Annotated in this window: 16 protein-coding genes; 5 read left to right on the forward strand and 11 right to left on the reverse strand. The window is 71.8% G+C overall.

Features of this window, described 5'->3' with window-relative positions; translation table 11 throughout:
* Nucleotides 1–68 precede the first annotated feature (68 nt).
* The 3 genes from xylA to D7044_RS28535 all read left to right on the forward strand — a co-directional run bounded on the left by xylA (nucleotide 69) and on the right by D7044_RS28535 (nucleotide 4,275).
* Entirely contained in the window at nucleotides 69–1,256 is a 1,188-nt protein-coding gene (gene xylA, locus D7044_RS28525) for a xylose isomerase (protein ID WP_120690750.1), read from the forward strand.
* A gap of 10 nt (nucleotides 1,257–1,266) precedes the next feature.
* Nucleotides 1,267–2,718, forward strand: a complete 1,452-nt coding sequence (gene xylB / locus D7044_RS28530; RefSeq protein ID WP_120690751.1) for a xylulokinase — start codon at nucleotides 1,267–1,269, stop codon at nucleotides 2,716–2,718.
* A 129-nt stretch (nucleotides 2,719–2,847) separates the two neighbouring features.
* Entirely contained in the window at nucleotides 2,848–4,275 is a 1,428-nt protein-coding gene (locus D7044_RS28535; RefSeq protein WP_120690752.1) for an MFS transporter, read from the forward strand.
* A gap of 94 nt (nucleotides 4,276–4,369) precedes the next feature.
* Here D7044_RS28535 and D7044_RS28540 read toward each other — a convergent pair whose 3' ends face one another.
* The 5 genes from D7044_RS28540 to D7044_RS28560 all read right to left on the reverse strand — a co-directional run bounded on the left by D7044_RS28540 (nucleotide 4,370) and on the right by D7044_RS28560 (nucleotide 10,677).
* On the reverse strand, nucleotides 4,370–6,031 hold the full coding sequence (locus D7044_RS28540) for a glycoside hydrolase family 13 protein (RefSeq protein ID WP_411711007.1): 1,662 nt from the start codon (nucleotides 6,029–6,031) through the stop codon (nucleotides 4,370–4,372).
* Between the two features lie 76 nt (nucleotides 6,032–6,107).
* Complete coding sequence (locus tag D7044_RS28545) at nucleotides 6,108–7,181, reverse strand: LacI family DNA-binding transcriptional regulator (RefSeq protein ID WP_120690753.1); 1,074 nt, start codon at nucleotides 7,179–7,181, stop codon at nucleotides 6,108–6,110.
* Between the two features lie 67 nt (nucleotides 7,182–7,248).
* The gene (locus D7044_RS28550; protein ID WP_120679600.1) at nucleotides 7,249–8,214 is read right to left on the reverse strand and encodes a carbohydrate ABC transporter permease; all 966 of its coding nucleotides are present in this window, start codon (nucleotides 8,212–8,214) and stop codon (nucleotides 7,249–7,251) included.
* Between the two features lies 1 nt (nucleotide 8,215).
* Complete coding sequence (locus D7044_RS28555; protein ID WP_120690754.1) at nucleotides 8,216–9,265, reverse strand: carbohydrate ABC transporter permease; 1,050 nt, start codon at nucleotides 9,263–9,265, stop codon at nucleotides 8,216–8,218.
* Nucleotides 9,266–9,333: 68 nt separating this feature from the next.
* A complete protein-coding gene (locus D7044_RS28560) occupies nucleotides 9,334–10,677 on the reverse strand; it encodes an ABC transporter substrate-binding protein (RefSeq protein WP_120679604.1) in 1,344 nt (447 codons plus the stop codon).
* A 245-nt stretch (nucleotides 10,678–10,922) separates the two neighbouring features.
* On the opposite strand from D7044_RS28560, the gene D7044_RS28565 reads away from it, so the two are divergent.
* On the forward strand, nucleotides 10,923–11,699 hold the full coding sequence (locus D7044_RS28565; protein WP_120679606.1) for a M23 family metallopeptidase: 777 nt from the start codon (nucleotides 10,923–10,925) through the stop codon (nucleotides 11,697–11,699).
* A gap of 98 nt (nucleotides 11,700–11,797) precedes the next feature.
* Here the strand turns inward: D7044_RS28565 and D7044_RS28570 are convergent, their stop codons facing one another.
* The 5 genes from D7044_RS28570 to D7044_RS28585 form a co-directional block, all read right to left on the reverse strand.
* A complete protein-coding gene (locus tag D7044_RS28570; protein WP_120690755.1) occupies nucleotides 11,798–12,283 on the reverse strand; it encodes a TspO/MBR family protein in 486 nt (161 codons plus the stop codon).
* Between the two features lie 144 nt (nucleotides 12,284–12,427).
* Nucleotides 12,428–12,571 carry a GPGG-motif small membrane protein gene (locus D7044_RS32735; RefSeq protein ID WP_165435832.1) on the reverse strand — a complete coding sequence of 48 codons (144 nt, stop codon included), beginning with the start codon at nucleotides 12,569–12,571 and terminating at the stop codon, nucleotides 12,428–12,430.
* Nucleotides 12,572–12,577: 6 nt separating this feature from the next.
* Nucleotides 12,578–13,339 carry a metallophosphoesterase family protein gene (locus D7044_RS28575; protein WP_120690756.1) on the reverse strand — a complete coding sequence of 254 codons (762 nt, stop codon included), beginning with the start codon at nucleotides 13,337–13,339 and terminating at the stop codon, nucleotides 12,578–12,580.
* A gap of 10 nt (nucleotides 13,340–13,349) precedes the next feature.
* Nucleotides 13,350–13,625, reverse strand: coding sequence for a hypothetical protein (locus D7044_RS28580; RefSeq protein ID WP_120679613.1), 276 nt, complete (start codon nucleotides 13,623–13,625; stop codon nucleotides 13,350–13,352).
* On the reverse strand, nucleotides 13,622–14,206 hold the full coding sequence (locus tag D7044_RS28585; RefSeq protein WP_120690757.1) for a nucleotidyltransferase: 585 nt from the start codon (nucleotides 14,204–14,206) through the stop codon (nucleotides 13,622–13,624). Before D7044_RS28585 ends, D7044_RS28580 begins: the two co-directional genes overlap by 4 nt.
* Before the next feature lie 157 nt (nucleotides 14,207–14,363).
* Between D7044_RS28585 and D7044_RS28590 the strand changes: the two genes are divergently transcribed.
* The gene (locus D7044_RS28590; protein ID WP_120679617.1) at nucleotides 14,364–15,071 is read left to right on the forward strand and encodes a dTMP kinase; all 708 of its coding nucleotides are present in this window, start codon (nucleotides 14,364–14,366) and stop codon (nucleotides 15,069–15,071) included.
* Nucleotides 15,072–15,129: 58 nt separating this feature from the next.
* Here the strand turns inward: D7044_RS28590 and D7044_RS28595 are convergent, their stop codons facing one another.
* Nucleotides 15,130–15,822 (reverse strand): SDR family oxidoreductase, encoded by a 693-nt coding sequence (locus D7044_RS28595; protein ID WP_120690758.1) that lies wholly within the window; start codon nucleotides 15,820–15,822, stop codon nucleotides 15,130–15,132.
* Nucleotides 15,823–15,865 lie beyond the last annotated feature (43 nt).

Consider the following 15,865-nt stretch of genomic DNA (forward strand, 5'->3'; position numbering starts at 1 on the left):
AGTGCCACAGGTCAGCCAAATAATTCAATCGCTGAACAAATAGCCGACCCCACCCCTCGGAGGCTGCCATGGCACCCCGTCCCACCCCCGCCGACAAGTTCTCCTTCGGGCTCTGGACCGTGGGCTGGCAGGCCCGGGACCCGTTCGGCGACGCCACCCGCCCCGAGCTGGACGCGGTCGAGGCGGTGCACCGGCTCGCCGAGCTCGGCGCGTACGGCATCACGTTCCACGACGACGACCTGATCCCGTTCGGCGCCGACGCCGCCACCCGCGACCAGCACATCGCCCGGTTCCGCAAGGCCCTTGACGAGACCGGCATGGTCGTCCCGATGGTCACCACCAACCTCTTCACCCACCCTGTCTTCAAGGACGGCGGCTTCACCAGCAACGACCGTGACGTCCGCCGGTACGCGCTGCGCAAGGTGCTGCGCAACGTCGACCTCGCCGCCGACCTCGGCGCGAAGACCTTCGTGATGTGGGGCGGCCGCGAGGGCGCCGAGTACGACGTCGCCAAGGACGTCCGCGCCGCGCTGGAGCGCTACCGCGAGGCCGTCGACCTGCTCACCCAGTACGTCATCGACCGCGGGTACGACCTGCGCTTCGCGCTCGAGCCCAAGCCGAACGAGCCGCGCGGCGACATCCTGCTCCCCACGGTCGGGCACGCGCTCGCCTTCATCTCCACCCTGGCCCACCCGGAGCTGGTCGGCCTCAACCCCGAGGTGGGCCACGAGCAGATGGCCGGGCTGAACTACGCCCACGGCATCGCCCAGGCCCTCTGGCAGGGCAAGCTCTTCCACCTCGACCTCAACGGCCAGCGCGGCATCAAGTACGACCAGGACCTGGTCTTCGGCCACGGCGACCTGATGAACGCGTTCGCCCTGGTCGACCTGCTGGAGAACGGCGGCCCCGGGGGCGGGCCCGCGTACGACGGCCCCCGGCACTTCGACTACAAGCCCTCCCGCACCGAGGACATCGCCGGGGTCTGGGCGTCGGCCGAGGCGAACATGGCGACCTACCTGCTGCTCAAGGAGCGGGCCGCGGCGTTCCGCGCCGACCCCGAGGTGGCCGAGGCGCTGGCCGCCAGCAAGGTGGCGGAGCTGGCCACCCCGACCCTGAGCGACGGGGAGGGCTACGCCGAGCTGCTCGACGACCGCTCGGCGTTCGAGGAGTTCGACGTGGATGCCGCCGCCACCCGCGGGTTCGGCTTCGTCCGGCTCAACCAGCTCGCCGTCGAGCACCTGCTCGGCGCGCGCTGAGGCGGTCGCCATGCCGCTCGTAGCGGGGGTGGACTCGTCCACCCAGTCCTGCAAGGTCGTGATCCGGGACGCGGAGAGCGGCGCACTGGTCCGCCAGGGCCGCGCCCCGCACCCGGACGGCACCGAGGTCGACCCGGCCGCGTGGTGGACGGCGCTACGGGCGGCGGTCGCCGCCGCCGGTGGGCTGGACGACGTCGCGGCCGTCTCGGTCGGCGGCCAGCAGCACGGCATGGTCGCCCTGGACGAGGCCGGCCAGGTCGTCCGACCGGCGCTGCTCTGGAACGACACCCGCTCGGCCGACGCGGCCGACGAGCTGGTCGACGAGGCCGGCGGCGGTGAGGTCGGCCGCCGGTTCTGGGCCGACGCCGTGGGCAGCGTGCCGGTCGCCAGCTTCACGGTCACCAAGCTGCGCTGGCTGGCCCGGCACGAGCCGGAGCAGGCGGCCCGGGTCGCCGCCGTCTGCCTGCCGCACGACTGGCTCACCTGGCGGCTGGCCGGGTCGCCCGGCCTCACCGGCCTGCGCACCGACCGCGGCGACGCCAGCGGCACCGGCTACTGGTCGCCGGCGACCGGGAAGTACCGGTTCGACCTGCTGGAGCAGGCCTTCGGCCGGCGCCTCCAGGTGCCGACCGTGCTCGGCCCGGTCGAGGTCGCGGGTGAGCTGCACCCGGGCGCGCTCACGGCCGACGGCACGCCGGCCGGGCCGGCCGGCGGCGGCGTGCTGCTGGGGCCGGGCACCGGCGACAACGCCGCGGCGGCGCTCGGCGTGGGCGCCGGCCCCGGTGACGTGGTCGTCTCGATCGGCACCTCGGGCACCGTGTTCAGCGTCGCCTCGGGACCGTCCGCCGATCCCACCGGCATCGTGGCCGGCTTCGCCGACGCCACCGGCCGTTACCTGCCGCTGGTCTGCACGCTCAACGCGGCGCGGGTGCTGGACGCCGCCGCGTCGATGCTGCGGGTCGACCTGGACGAGCTGGCCGAACTGGCTCTCGCCGCGCCGGCCGGGGCGGACGGGCTGGTCATGGTGCCGTACCTGGAGGGGGAGCGGACGCCGAACCGGCCCACCGCCACCGGCGCCGTGCACGGGCTGACCCTGCGCAACTCGACCCCGGCCCACCTCGCCCGGGCCGCCGTGGAGGGGATGCTCGCCGCGCTCGCCGACGGGCTGGACGCCCTCGTCGCCCAGGGCGCCGAGGTCCGCCGGGTGATCCTGGTCGGCGGCGGCGCCCGCTCGATCGCGGTGCGGAAGATCGCGCCGCAGGTGTTCGGCTGCCCCGTGGTCGTGCCCCCGCCCGGCGAGTACGTCGCCGACGGCGCCGCGCGCCAGGCCGCGTGGGTCGCGCTGGGCGGCGACGGGTCGCCCGCGTGGCGCCTCGACGGCACCGAGGAGTACGCCGCCGAGCCGGTCCCCGCGATCCGGGAGCGGTACGCCGCCGCCCGCGACCACGTCATCGAGCGCTGACGGAAGCCCGGGGCGGGCCGCCACACCTCCCGCCCCGGGCTCCTGTTTCGCCCGCCGCGGCCGGTGAGACAGCACCCGTCACGGCGGGCCTTCACCCGCTCGTGACCTCGGGCTGCTTGGCTGCGACGCATGACCTTGAGCCGGGGCGGGATGACGCGTGCCTGGGGCGGCACGCCCCTGCACCGCGGTTACAGCGTCGTGGTCTTCGTGCTGCTCGCCTCGCTGGACAATGTGGCGATCGGGCTGGTCCCGCCGTTGTACGGCCCGATCGCCGACGGCTTCGAGGTGCCACAGCGGCTGCTCGGCCTGGTCACCGCCGCGACGTTCGTGGTGAGCGCGGCGGCGGCGGTCGGCTGGGCGTACGTCGGCGACCGGGCGAACCGCAAACCGCTGCTCATGGCCGGGACGCTGATCTGGGCGGTGGGCACCGGAGGCAGTGCCCTCGCCGGTGACTACCTGACCTTCCTTATCGCGCAGGTGGTCGCGGCGGTCGGCCTGGGCGCGGTCGGCTCCGTCGGGTTCTCCGTGGTCACGGACCTGATCTCACCCCGCCGCCGGGGACTGGTGATGAGCTTCTGGGGGCTGTCCCAGGGGGTCGGCACGCTGGCCGGAACCCTCGTCGCCGGGCTGCTCGGCAGCGTGGACTGGCGTCGGCCGTTCCTGCTGCTCACCGTCGTCGGCCTGGCGGCCACGGTGCTGTACCTGTTCACGTACGACATCCGGCGCGGCCAGAGCGAACCGGAGCTGGTCGACGCGCTCGCCGCGGGGGCGGAGTACGACTACCGGATCAGCCGGGCCGACCTGCCGCGGATCCTCGCCCGGCGGACGAACCGGTGGCTGGTCCTGCAGGGGTTGACCGCGCAGGCCGCGTTCGGCTCCCTGGTGTGGCTGCCGGTGCTCTTCGCCGAGCGGGCCGAGGCCCAGGGCCTCTCGGGCGCCACCGCCGTGGTCGTGGGCAGCGTCTTCGCCACGCTGTTCCAGCTCGGCGGCGTCTTCTCGATCGTGGGCGGGCTGGTCGGCGACGCGGTGCAGCGGCGTACGCCCCGGGGGCGTGGCCTGGTCGCCGCGGTCGGTGTCCTCGCGGCGGTGCCGCTCTACCTGGTGTTGTTCTTCGTGCCGATGCGTATCGACGTGCCGGACGGCGCGAGCACCGGCGCGGTGGTGGCGGCGGTGCTGGCCAGCGTGGTCACCGAGCCGACGGTCGGGCTCAGCCTGCTGACCGCCCTCTTCGCGCTCGCCCTCACCTCGGCCAACTCGCCGAACTGGTTCGCGCTCATCGCCGACGTCAACCCGCCGGAGCACCGGGGCACGGTCTACAGCCTCGGCAACCTGGTCAACGGGGTCGGCCGGGCGGCGGGCAACGGGCTGGTCGGCGTCTCCTTCCCGGTGCTCCAGGCGGCCTTCCCGCCGCCGCTGAACTACGCCGTCGGGCTCGCCGCGTTCCAGCTCTTCTTCGTGCCGACCGGCGTCATGTACTGGCTCGCGGCACGCCACTCGCCGGCCGACATCGTGGCCGTACGCGCCCTGCTGCACGAGCGCGCCGAGCGGCTGGAGTGAACGAGCGCGCCGGGTTGAAAGAGCACGCCGAGCGGGTGGAGTGAACGAGGCCCCGGTCGACGCCGGGCGTCGACCGGGGCCTCGCGTCGGCGGCTCAGGCCCGGAACCAGACCGTCACGTCGGTCGGCACCGCCCCGTCGTCGGTCAGCGGCTCGCTCGCGTGCAGCACCTCGGCGCTCGCCGGCAGGGGAACCGCCGCCGCGCCGAAGTTGGTGAGCACGGTGAGGTCGCCGTTGTCGAAGGTCAGCACCGTGTCGCCAGACTCCCGCCAGCGCAGCGTGCCCTGGCCCAGCCCGTGCTCGCGGCGCAGCCGCAGCGCGGTCCGGTACGTCTCGTACGTCGACCCGGGCACCTCCCGCTGCCGGTCCAGGGCGTACTCGGCCCAGATCGCCGGCTGCGGCAGCCAGCTCGCGTCCGTCGGCCCGAAGCCGTACGAGGGCGCGTCGGCCTCCCACGGGATCGGCACCCGGCAGCCGTCGCGGCCACGCTGGGTGTGCCCGCTGCGGGCCCAGGTCGGGTCCTGCCGGGCCTCGTCGGGCATCGTGGTGTGCTCCGGCAGCCCCAGCTCCTCGCCCTGGTACAGGTAGGCCGAGCCGGGCAGGGCGAGCATCAGCAGGGTGGCCGCCCGGGCCCGGCGCAGGCCGAGCGCGGCGTCCGGCTGCGGGTCGCCGATGCCGATGCCGTTGGGGCGCGGCGTGCCGACGGGCAGGCCGAGCCGGGAGGCGTGCCGCACCACGTCGTGGTTGGAGAGCACCCAGGTCGTCGGCGCCCCCACCGAGTCGGTCGCCTCCAGCGAGCGGGTGATCACCGCGTACTGGGCGGGCGCCGTCCAGGCGGCGAGGAGGTACTCGAAGTTGAACGCCTGGTGCATCTCGTCCGGTCGCACGTAGCGGGCCAGCCGCTCGGCCGGCTCCACCCACGCCTCGGCGACGAGGACCCGCTCACCCGGGTAGCCGTCCAGCACCCGACGCCAGTCGCGGTAGATCTCGTGCACCCCGTCCTGGTCCCACATCGGCGGGCGGGGCCGGTCCGCCTCGTTGCCGGAGAGGATCTCCTGCGGCTCCTGCCAGTCGGCCAGGTCCGCCTGCTTGATGAGGCCGTGCGCCACGTCGACCCGGAAGCCGTCCACCCCCCGGTCGAGCCAGAACCGCAGGACGTCGAGGAACTCGGCGCGTACCTCGGGGGTGTCCCAGTTCAGGTCGGGCTGGCCGGTGTCGAAGAGGTGCAGGTACCACTGGCCGGGCCGGCCGTCCGGGTCGACCACGCGGGTCCACGCCGGTCCGCCGAAGACGCTCTGCCAGTCGTTCGGCGGCTGCTCGCCGTCCGGGCCCCGGCCGTCGCGGAAGACGTACCGGTGCCGCTCCGGGCTGCCCGCTCCGGTCGCGAGCGCGGCGGTGAACCAGGGGTGCGCCGAGGAGGTGTGGTTGGGCACCAGGTCGACGATCACCCGCAGCTTGCGTGCGTGCGCCTCGGCGATCAGCTTGTCCGCGTCCGGCAACCGGCCGAAGAGGGGGTCCACGTCGCGGTAGTCGGCCACGTCGTACCCGGCGTCCGCCTGCGGCGAGGGGTAGAACGGGGAGAGCCAGACCGCGTCGACGCCCAGCTCGACGAGGTGGTCGAGGCGGGCGGTGATACCGGGCAGGTCCCCGATCCCGTCCCCGTCGCCGTCGGCGAAGGAGCGCGGGTAGATCTGGTAGATGACCGCTTCGGTCCACCAGCCGGTGATCGGGCCGCCGGAGGGGTCTTCCTTGCTCACGTTGCTGTTCAGGGCCTTCTCCCGTGTGTCGTACGTGTGCTGCGTGGGCCCCGGCGTCGCTGCCGGGCGGGTCCGTTCAGTGTGCCCGGGGTGGTGCCGTCGACTCACGCACCACCAGTCGAGTGGGCAGGATCACCGGCGGGTTCTGCGGGTTCGACGTCCCGGCCGGACCGGAGGCGGCCAGTGGCCGGCCGTCGACCGCGGCGAGGGCGTGCCCGCCGAGGGGGTCGAGCAGGATGCGGGCGGCGAGCCGGCCCTGCTCGGCCGCCGGCTGGGCCACGGTGCTGAGGCCGAGCACACCGGCCAGGTCGTGGTCGTCGATGCCGATCACGCTGACGTCCTGCGGTACGCGCAGCCCCGCGTCGCGCAGCGCCGCCAGCGCGCCCATCGCCATCTCGTCGCAGGCCGCCACGATCGCGGTGGGCGGTTCGCCCCGGGCCAGCAGTTCGGCGGTGGCCCGAGTGCCACCGGCGATGGTGAACTGGGACTCCACGTCCAGGCTCGGGTCGGGCCGCAGCCCGGCCGCCCGCAGCGCCGCCTGGAAGCCGCGCCGCCGCTCGGCGTGGGCGGTGAAGGCCAACTCGTCGTGGGGGTAGCCGGAGATGTGCGCGATTCGACGGTGACCGAGGTCGAGCAGGTGCCGGGTCGCGGTCCGCGCCGTGTTCAGGTCGTCGATCCGTACGCAGGGCCACCCCGGTACCGGCGTGCCCGAGCTGATCGTCACGCCGGGCACGTCCAGTGCGGTGAGCGCGCTGACGTCGGCGGCGAAGAGCGGGGTGGCCACCAGCATGATGGCGTCCGCACGCTTGTGCAGGTTGGCCGTGCGCAGCACCCGCTGCCGGGACTGCTCGCGGCCACCGAGGTTGTAGAGCAGCAGGTCGTACCCGGACTCGTGGAGGAACTTCTCGACCGCCTCCACGACGGTGGCGAAGAACCAGCGGGTGATCTGCGGGACCACCACGGCGATCGTCCCGGTCCGGCCGCCGGCGAGGCGGGACGCGCTCGGCGAGACGGCGTACTGCAGCTTCTCGGCAGCGGCGAGTACCCGGTGGCGCGTCGCGGGCGAGACCGTCGGCAGGCCGCGCAGGGCCCGGGAGACGGTCGCCGTGGAGACGCCGGCCAGCCGGGCGACATCATCGATCGTGGTCACGGTTACCCCAGCTCCGTGGCCGCGTCCGCCGCCGCCCACGAGCGCGGGCGGCGGCGGACGACGTGCCTCAGCCCTTCACGCTGCCGGCGAGGAGTCCTCGCACGAAGAAGCGCTGCAGGGACAGGAACACGATCAACGGTACGACGATCGACACGAACGCACCGGCGGTGAGCCGCTGCCACTCGTTGCCGCGCGTTCCGGCCATCTCGGCCAGCCGCACGGTGAGCGGGGCGGTCTCGTCCCCGCCCCCGGCGAAGATGAGCGCGACCAGCAGGTCGTTCCAGACCCAGAGGAACTGGAAGATGCCGAACGCGGCCAGCGCCGGGGTGATCAGCGGCAGCACGATGGTGCGGAAGATCTTCGGGTGGCTGGCGCCGTCGACCCTGGCCGCCTCCATCAGGTCACCCGGCAGCTGCGAGATGAAGTTGTGCAGCAGGAAGACGGCGAACGGGAGCGCGAAGCAGGTGTGCGCGAACCACACCTGGGCGAACTTCTGTTCGTCGACCAGGTCCCAGGCCGGCAGCACCTGGACACCGGCGACGGTGACGCCGGTGGAGAAGAACTTCAGCAGCGGCACGAGGGCCATCTGCAGCGGCACGATCTGCAGCGCGAAGATCGCGATGTAGAGCCAGTCCCGCCCCCGGAAGTTGATCCAGGCGAGCGCGTACGCGGCCAGGGCCGCGAAGGCGAGCGGGAAGAGCACCGACGGGATGGTGATCGCCAGCGAGTTGATGAAGTAGCTGGCGAGCTGGCCGGAGGAGGAGGAGCGTCCGAAGAGGACCTCCTGGTAGTTCTCCATGGTGAACTGCGGGTTGGTGAAGAACGTCCACCAACCGGTGGTCTTGATCTGGTCCTCCGGCCGGAACGAGGAGATGAAGAGGCCGAAGGTCGGAACGGTCCAGACCAGCGCGATGATGATCGACACCAGGGTGGCGGTACGGCTGTTCAGCCGCTTGCGGACCCGGCCGGCGACGGACTTCGGCCCGTCGGTCTGCTGGGTGCCGGCGGCGATCGTGGGCGTGGCGGTGGTCATCTCAGCCCTCCCGCTGCTGACGGAGGTTGCGGATCTGGTAGATCACGATCGGGATCACCAGGACGAAGAGGAAGACCGCGAGCGCGGAGCCCTGCCCGTTCTCGCCGTAGCGGAACGCCTGGTTGTACATCTCGTTCGCGATGACGCTGGTGTCGTAGTTGCCGTTCGTCGCGGTCCGGACGATGTCGAAGACCTTGAGCGTGGCGATCGACAGGGTCACCACCACCACGATCAGCGCGGGGCGGATGCTCGGCATGGTGATCCGCCAGAACATCTGCCACGGGCTGACCCCGTCGAGCCGGGCTGCCTCGACGATGTCGGCGGGGATGGCCTTGATGGCGGCCGAGAGCACCACCATGGCGAAGCCGGCCTGGATCCAGATCATGATGACGATCAGCAGCAGGGTGTTCAGCGGTGACTCGAGCAGCCACTGCTTGGGCTCGCCGCCGAGGCTGACCACGATCTGGTTGAGCAGACCGATCTGCTCCTGATCGTCGCCCCGGTAGGCGTAGACGAACTTCCAGATGATGCTGGCGCCGACGAAGGAGATCGCCATCGGCAGGAAGATCAGTGATTTGGCGACCGCCTCGAAGCGGGCCTTGTCCACCAGTACGGCGTAGATCAGGCCGAACGCGGTGGCCACGAGCGGGACGAGGAGCACCCAGATCAGGCTGTTGATCAGCACCCGGACGACGAAGTTCTCGGAGAACAACCAGCCGTAGTTGCGCAGCCCCACCCAGTGCGTGCTGCCCGAGTCCATGAAGGAGAGCAGGGTGGTGCGGATGGCTGGGATGACCAGCCCGATGGTGAGCAGGAGCAGCGCCGGCAGCAGGAAGAAGAGGGCCACGGTGCCCTCCCGCTGTTTGCGGCGGCGGGGAAGCGGGGCACCGCTGGCGGAGGCGGCGACGAGCCGCGCCTCCCGGCGGCGGGTGAACCAGGCCGGCACCACGTCGAGAAGCAGGAGCAGACCACCCACCACCGCGACGAAAGCGATCAGCCCGTACATCAGCATGAGGAACTTCGGCTGTTCCTCCGCGAAGTCGAACTCCATCGACCCTCCCAGGTCCTTGTCCGACGATGGGCCGGCCCGCGTCGTGCGGACCGGCCCACCGGCTCAGATCACTTCCAGCTGCTCTCGATGCCCTGGAGCACCGACGCGGTGTCCTTACCGTTGATCCACTCGACCATGCCCTTCCAGAAGGTGCCCGCGCCGACGGCGGCCGGCATCAGGTCCGACCCGTCGAAGCGGAAGACCCCGCTCTTGTCCTGCAGGATCTCGACGGAGAGCTTGTCGATCGGGCTGGCGACGTTGGCGATGTCCAGCTTGTTGTTCGCCGTCACCCAGTTGCCGAGCTTCGCGCGGCTGTTGACGTACTCGCCGGAGGCCAGGTAGGTCTGCACCGCCTGGACCTCGGGACGGTCGGCGTAGGCGACGACGAACTCGCCGGCGCCCAGCACGGGCTTGCCCTTGGCCGGGTCGATGGCCGGGAAGTAGAACGCGAAGGCGTCGCCGTCCTCGGCCACCTTGGTGCCGTCGGGGAACTGGTTGGCGTAGAAGGACGCCTGCCGGTGCAGCGCGCACTTGCCGGTGGTGATCGGCAGGCCGGCCTCACCGAAGGCGGTGGTGCCGATGCTCTTCACGCCGCCGAAGCCGCCGTTCATGTACTTCTCGTTCTTCAGGATGCTGCCGGCCCGGTCGACCGCGTCGGCGATCTTCGGGTCGTTGAACGGGATGCTGTGCGTGGTCCACTGGTCGTAGACCTCGGGGCCCTGCGTGCGCAGCAGCACGTCCTCGATCCAGTCGGTGGCCGGCCAGCCGGTGGCGTCACCGGACTCGATGCCGGCACACCACGGCTTCATGCCGGTGGCCGCGATGGTGTCGCTGAGCTTGATCAGCTCGTCCCAGGTGGTCGGGACGGTCCAGCCCTTCTCCTTGAAGAGCTTCGGCGAGTACCAGACGAAGGACTTCACGTTGGCGCCGAGCGGCACGCCGTAGAGGTTGCCGTCGACGGTGCCGTACTTCAGCCAGTCGGCGGGCAGGTTCTGCTCGGCCATCGCCTTGGTGTCGGCGCCGAGGGACTTCAGCTTGCCGGCGTCGGCGAACCGCTTGACCAGGCCCGGCTGGGGGACGAACGCCAGGTCGGGCGCGTTGCCGCCGTCGACCCGGACGGGGAGCTGCGCCTCGAACTCGGCGTTGCCCTCGTAGTCGATCTCGATGCCGGTGCACTTGGTGAACTGCTCCCAAGACTGCTCCAGCAGGTCGGCCTCGGCGTCGCGGATGGACGCGTAGATGGAGACCTTCTTGCCGTCGTTGCCCTGGTACTTGTCGTACGCGGCGCACTCCGGCGCGTCCGCGTTGCTGCTTCCCTTGTCGTCGCCGGTGCCGCAGGCGCTGGCGCTGAGCGCCAGCCCCAGTACGCCGGCGATGACGAAGGCCTGGCGTGGTCTGGCAAAGACCGCCATGCCGTCCTCCTTTCTTGCCGGCGCGGTTGCGTGAACCGGCGCCGGTCCGATGGGCGTCACAACATGTAAGCGCTTGCATGGCGCGCGGTCCACCCCCTGTCAGACACGACCGAGTAACGATCCGGAAACCTTCCGAACGCATATGGGCACGCTCCCATAGCCGAATTCCAGCCTCTTTCGATCGCTGTCGATATCTGTCAGGCTGTATGTGTTCCATTGAAGGATTTCGACATAGGAGGAGCTGGATGCGTAAGCGGTGGTTCAGCCTGGTGGCGGCCGGTCTGTTGGTCGCGGGCACCCTGGTGCCGGCGACCCCGGCGATGGCCGCCCCGACCTTCAAGGTGCCCTTCCCGTGCGGTCAGGTCTGGTCCGGCCAGACGCGCACCAACCACAGCCCGGCGAACGCAGTCGACTTCAACCGCACCGACGATCTCGGTGACCCGGTGGTCGCCAGCGCGCCCGGCACCGTCGACCGGGTGACCGACCTCGGCGGCACGAGTTACGGCAAGTACGTACGGATCAGTCATCCCGGCGGATATCACACGTACTACGCCCACCTGAACGGGTTCAACGTCTCCGTCGGCCAGTCGGTGGGCTACGGAAGGGTGATCGGCTATGTCGGCAGCACCGGCGGCTCGACCGGCCCACACCTGCACTACGAGCAGCGCCTCAACGGCGGCGACATCCAGGTCCGGTTCAACGGCACGCTCGCCCTCTACTGGGGGACGAGGAACTACACCAGCGACAACGGCTGTTCGTCCGGCGGCACCGCCACCGGCACGGTCAACACCAGCGGCACCCCGCTGACCGTCCGCTCCGGGCCCGGCACCGGCCACTCCGCCGTCGGCACGGTCGCCGACGGCGCCCAGGTGACCATCCAGTGCCAGACCACGGGCACCACGGTCACCGGCACCTACGGCACCAGCTCCATCTGGGACCGGATCGGCTCCGGCCGGTTCATCTCCGACGCGTACGTCTACACCGGGCACGACGGGTTCATCCCGGGCGTGCCCCGCTGCTGAGCTGACCGGTGTGCCCGGCCGAACCCGGCCGGGCACACCGGGCGCGGGTCACCGCGGGGCAGGCGACGGCGCGCAGCCGCGGCCACGGCCCGCGAAGTTCAGGGGTTCAGCCGCCAGATGGCGAAATTGAGGGCGGCCGCGTAGCTGACCCAGGCCCAGTAGGGGAGCAGGAGCAGCGTCGCCGCCCGGGACACGCGGGCGAAGAGCGCGACGGTCACCGCGATCGCCAGCCACAGGACGACGATCTCGGCGAAGGCCGACCCGTAGCGACCGGCGCCGAAGAAGATCGGTGTCCAGGCCGCGTTGAGCGCGAGCTGCGCGACCCACGCCCAGAAGGCGGCACCGATGCCGACGCGCCGCCAGACCAGCCAGCCGGCCAGCGCGATCAGCGCGTAGAGCAGGCTCCACACCGGGCCGAAGAGCCAACCGGGCGGGGCCCACGCCGGCCGGTCCAGTGCGGCGTACTCGGCCCCGGTGCCTCGCACCCCCAGCGCACCGATCGCCGCGGCCACCGCGACCGCCGCGCCGAAGCCGAGCAGCGCCCACCACGAACGAGCGCCGGCGTGCCCGCGTGACGTCTCCATGGTCGTCCCTTCGCGCTGCGTCGGCGACCGGCCCGGGTCCGGACGCTACGGCGCCGGGGCCGTCGCGAGCGGTGCTCCTGTCGGGAGGACGGAGAACCGGCCACGACGACCCCGGCGGGTCCAATGGTGGGGCGGTGTGTGACGTCAATTGAAGATGCTGACACCGCCCGGGCCCACGAGCAGTCCGACGATGATGAGGACGATGCCCCAGAGGATCTGCCGGCGGAACAGCGCCAGGATGCCGGCAACGACCAGTACGACCGCGAGAATCCAAAGAATCAGCTCCATGGCGAATCAGGTACCCGAGGCCGTCAAACGCGAAACCTCACCCTGATCAAGGTCGTCGCCCACGTGGAAGACGCTGTACGCCTGCTTGATCACCGGGTGCGCGACGTTGCGGACGCGTACCCCGCCCGGGGTGGTGCCGCGCTCGCTGCCGGCGTGCGCGTGCCCGTGCAGGGCGAGCGCGGTCGGCGCCGAGTCGATCGCCTGGCCGAGCTGGTACGCGCCGAGGAACGGGTAGATCTCCAGCGGCTCACCGGCGAGCGTGTCCGGCACCGGCGCGTAGTGGGTGAGCGCGACCAGCAGGTCGCAGTCCAGGCTCTTGAGCGCGTGGGCCAGCCGGTCCGCGCTGTCGGTGGTGGTGCGGACGAACGCCTTCATCTCCGGCTCGCCGAAGTCGCTGGCGCAGCGGCCGGCGAAGCCGCCGCCGAAGCCCTTCACGCCGGCCACCCCGAGCCGGCCGCCGACGCAGTCGAGCACCACGCCGTCGCCCTCGAGGACGGTGATGCCCGCGTCCTCCAGCACCTCGATCACCTGCGGCACCTGGTCGCACTGGTGGTCGTGGTTGCCCAGCACGGTGATCACCGGCACGCCCAGGCCACCGAACTCCCGGGCCACGCAACGCGCCTCCGCCTCGGTGCCGTGCCGGGTCAGGTCACCGGCGAGCAGCAGTGCGTCGGCGCAGTCGGGCAGCTCCTCCAGGGCCGGCCGGAACCGGCCCACCACGTCCTCGTCGAGGTGCACGTCACCGACGGCAGCGATCCTTATCACCACGGAACCCTCCTCAGGGCAGTTGCTCGATCTGCGTCGGCGCCTCGGTTCGGATCACCCCGATCTCGCTGGTGACCGGCAGATCCGGGAACCGTTCCGCGACGCGGCGGAGAATCTCCTCGCGCCGGTGGGAGCTCTCCACCTCGCCGTAGAGCACGAGGCCGGTCTCCCGGCGCACGACGGTGATGCCCTGCTCGGCGACGGACGGGTCCTCGGCCAGCAGCCGGTGGATCTCCGCCTCCAGGTACTCGTCCGGTGGCCCGATGCCGGTGTCACGGTGTTGGGTCACGATCTCCCCTTCTCTGCCGGGGTGCCGACGTACGGCACCACCTCCAGCCGGTCCAGCAGCACCAGGAACGCCTCGGCGTACGGCGAGTGCTGCGTCTCCTTCCGTACCCGATCCCAGTCGATCTGCTCCCGCAGCGAGCGGGCCAGCGGCAGGCCGCGGGCGAAGTCGCAGTAGTGCTGCGAGAAGCTGAGCAGCTTGTGCACCATGAGTTGGGTGGCGGAGAGCACCGGCATGTGGATCGCGTCGACGGGCCGTACCACGGTGTCCGCGAACGTCTCCTCGGTCACCGGCGTCTCGATCGGCCGGTGGATCAGGTCCACCATCCGCTCGTCGTCGTAGACCTTCACCAGCCAGTCCTCCGGCGGGTACTCGGCGGTGAAGCCCGCCTCCACGAGCGCCGTCATCGCCGACTCGACGTCGACCTCGCGGATCAGGAAGTCGACGTCGTGGTCGCTGGAGTGACCACCGTGCGCGTACACGGCGAAGCTGCCGCCGAGGGCGAAGGGAATCTCGGACTGCTTGAGCACGGCGGCGACCTTCTTGAGGGTGTGCAGAAGACTCTCGTCCCCGCGCTCGGCCATCTGGCTTCTCCCGTCGGTCGTAACAGGCGGTTGATTCCGACTTCGGTACCCGGCATTCGGGTCACCCACACCTGCCCCGGTGGCGGTCGGGCGTGAAACGGGAGCAACCGGTATATAACGCTGCAGTCGAGAGCGCGGGTCCGATAGCCTGTGCAAGGTGGTCAGATCACTGCGGGCGCGCCGGCGCCGACGCCGGTTGCGCAGCGTCGCCCTGATCGGCATCGACGGCTCGGGCAAGACCACCCAGGCGCACCAACTCGCCGACGCGCTCGTCGCGGCCGGGCGTCCCGCCACCTACCACCGCAACGCCGGCGGTCGTCGCTGGCTGGGCCGGATCGCCCAGCGGCTGGGCCGCCCGGACGCGCAGCGGCTGGTCGGGCGGGACGGACTGCTCGCCGTGGAGTCCGTGCTGCGCTGGCTCGCCATCGCCCTCGCCCTGATCAGCTGCCTGGTCACCGGCCGGACGGCGGTGATGGACCGCTACTCCGCCTGCCAGTACGCGAGCATCCGGGCGCACGGCGGGCACCGGTGGGAGCGGCTGGCCCGGGCCGGCTACCGGGTCTTCCCGCAGCCGCAGGTGACCTTCCTGCTCTCGCTCGATCCGGCCGAGGCGTACCGGCGGATCGAGCGGCGCGGCACCGACCACGAGACGTTGGGCTGGCTCACCGCCGCGGACACCGCCTACCGGGCGCTGCCGGAGTACCCGACCTTCATCCTGGTGGACGCCGGCCGGCCGGCCGACGAGGTGTCGAAGCAGATCCGCCACCACCTCGCGGACTGGTTCGGCGCCGACGAGGCCGCAGCCGGTCTCCCGCTCACCACCGGCGAGCGGGAGAACCAGCCGGAGTCACTGAAGTCGGCGTGACCAACCGGTGGGACGCGGCGGCGAACCGCCACGGCCCCGCCCGTGCCCCGACACCGGCTCAGGCGCGGCCGTAGACCGGCACCGCCGCGCCGCTCGTCGGCGCGGACTCGTCGGAGGCGAGGAACCGGATCACCGTGGCGATCTCGGCCGGGGCGACCCAGCGCGAGTGGTCGGCGTCCGGCTGGGCGGCCCGGTTGGCGGGCGTGTCGATGACGCTCGGCAGCACCGTGTTGCACCGCACCCCGAAACGCCGGTACTCCACCGCCACCGCGTTCGCGAAGGCGAGGACCGCCGCCTTGGCGGTGGCGTAGCCGGCCGCGCCGGAGAACGGGCTGAGCGCGGCGCGGGCGGAGACGCAGACCACGGAGCCGCCGCCGGCGGCCACCAGGTGCGGCAGGGCCTCGCGGGTGACCAGGTGGGTGGGGCGCAGGTTGGCGGTGAGCATCCGCTCGAACTCCTCGACCGGCGTCTCGTGCACCAGCCCGCCGCTGGCGTACCCGCCGATCAGGTTGACCACCGCGCGCAGTGGCGCATCCGGGTCGTCGGCGGCCGCCCGTACCGCCCGGGCCACGTCGTCGGGGTCGCTGACGTCCGCGACCAGCCGGTGCACGCCGTCGGCCGCCGGTTCCGCGGTGGTTCGACCGCCCCGCACCGGTACGACCACCCGCCAGCCCGCCTCGGCGAAGGCGGTGGTGACCGCCCGGCCCAGGCCGCCTGATCCGCCGGTGACGAGCACACTCTGTCCTGCCATGGGGCACACGCTAGCGCCGCCGGGAAGCGCCCGTCGCGCGGGT

Source organism: Micromonospora musae, assembly GCF_003626635.1.
In the GTDB taxonomy this organism is placed as follows: domain Bacteria; phylum Actinomycetota; class Actinomycetes; order Mycobacteriales; family Micromonosporaceae; genus Micromonospora; species Micromonospora musae.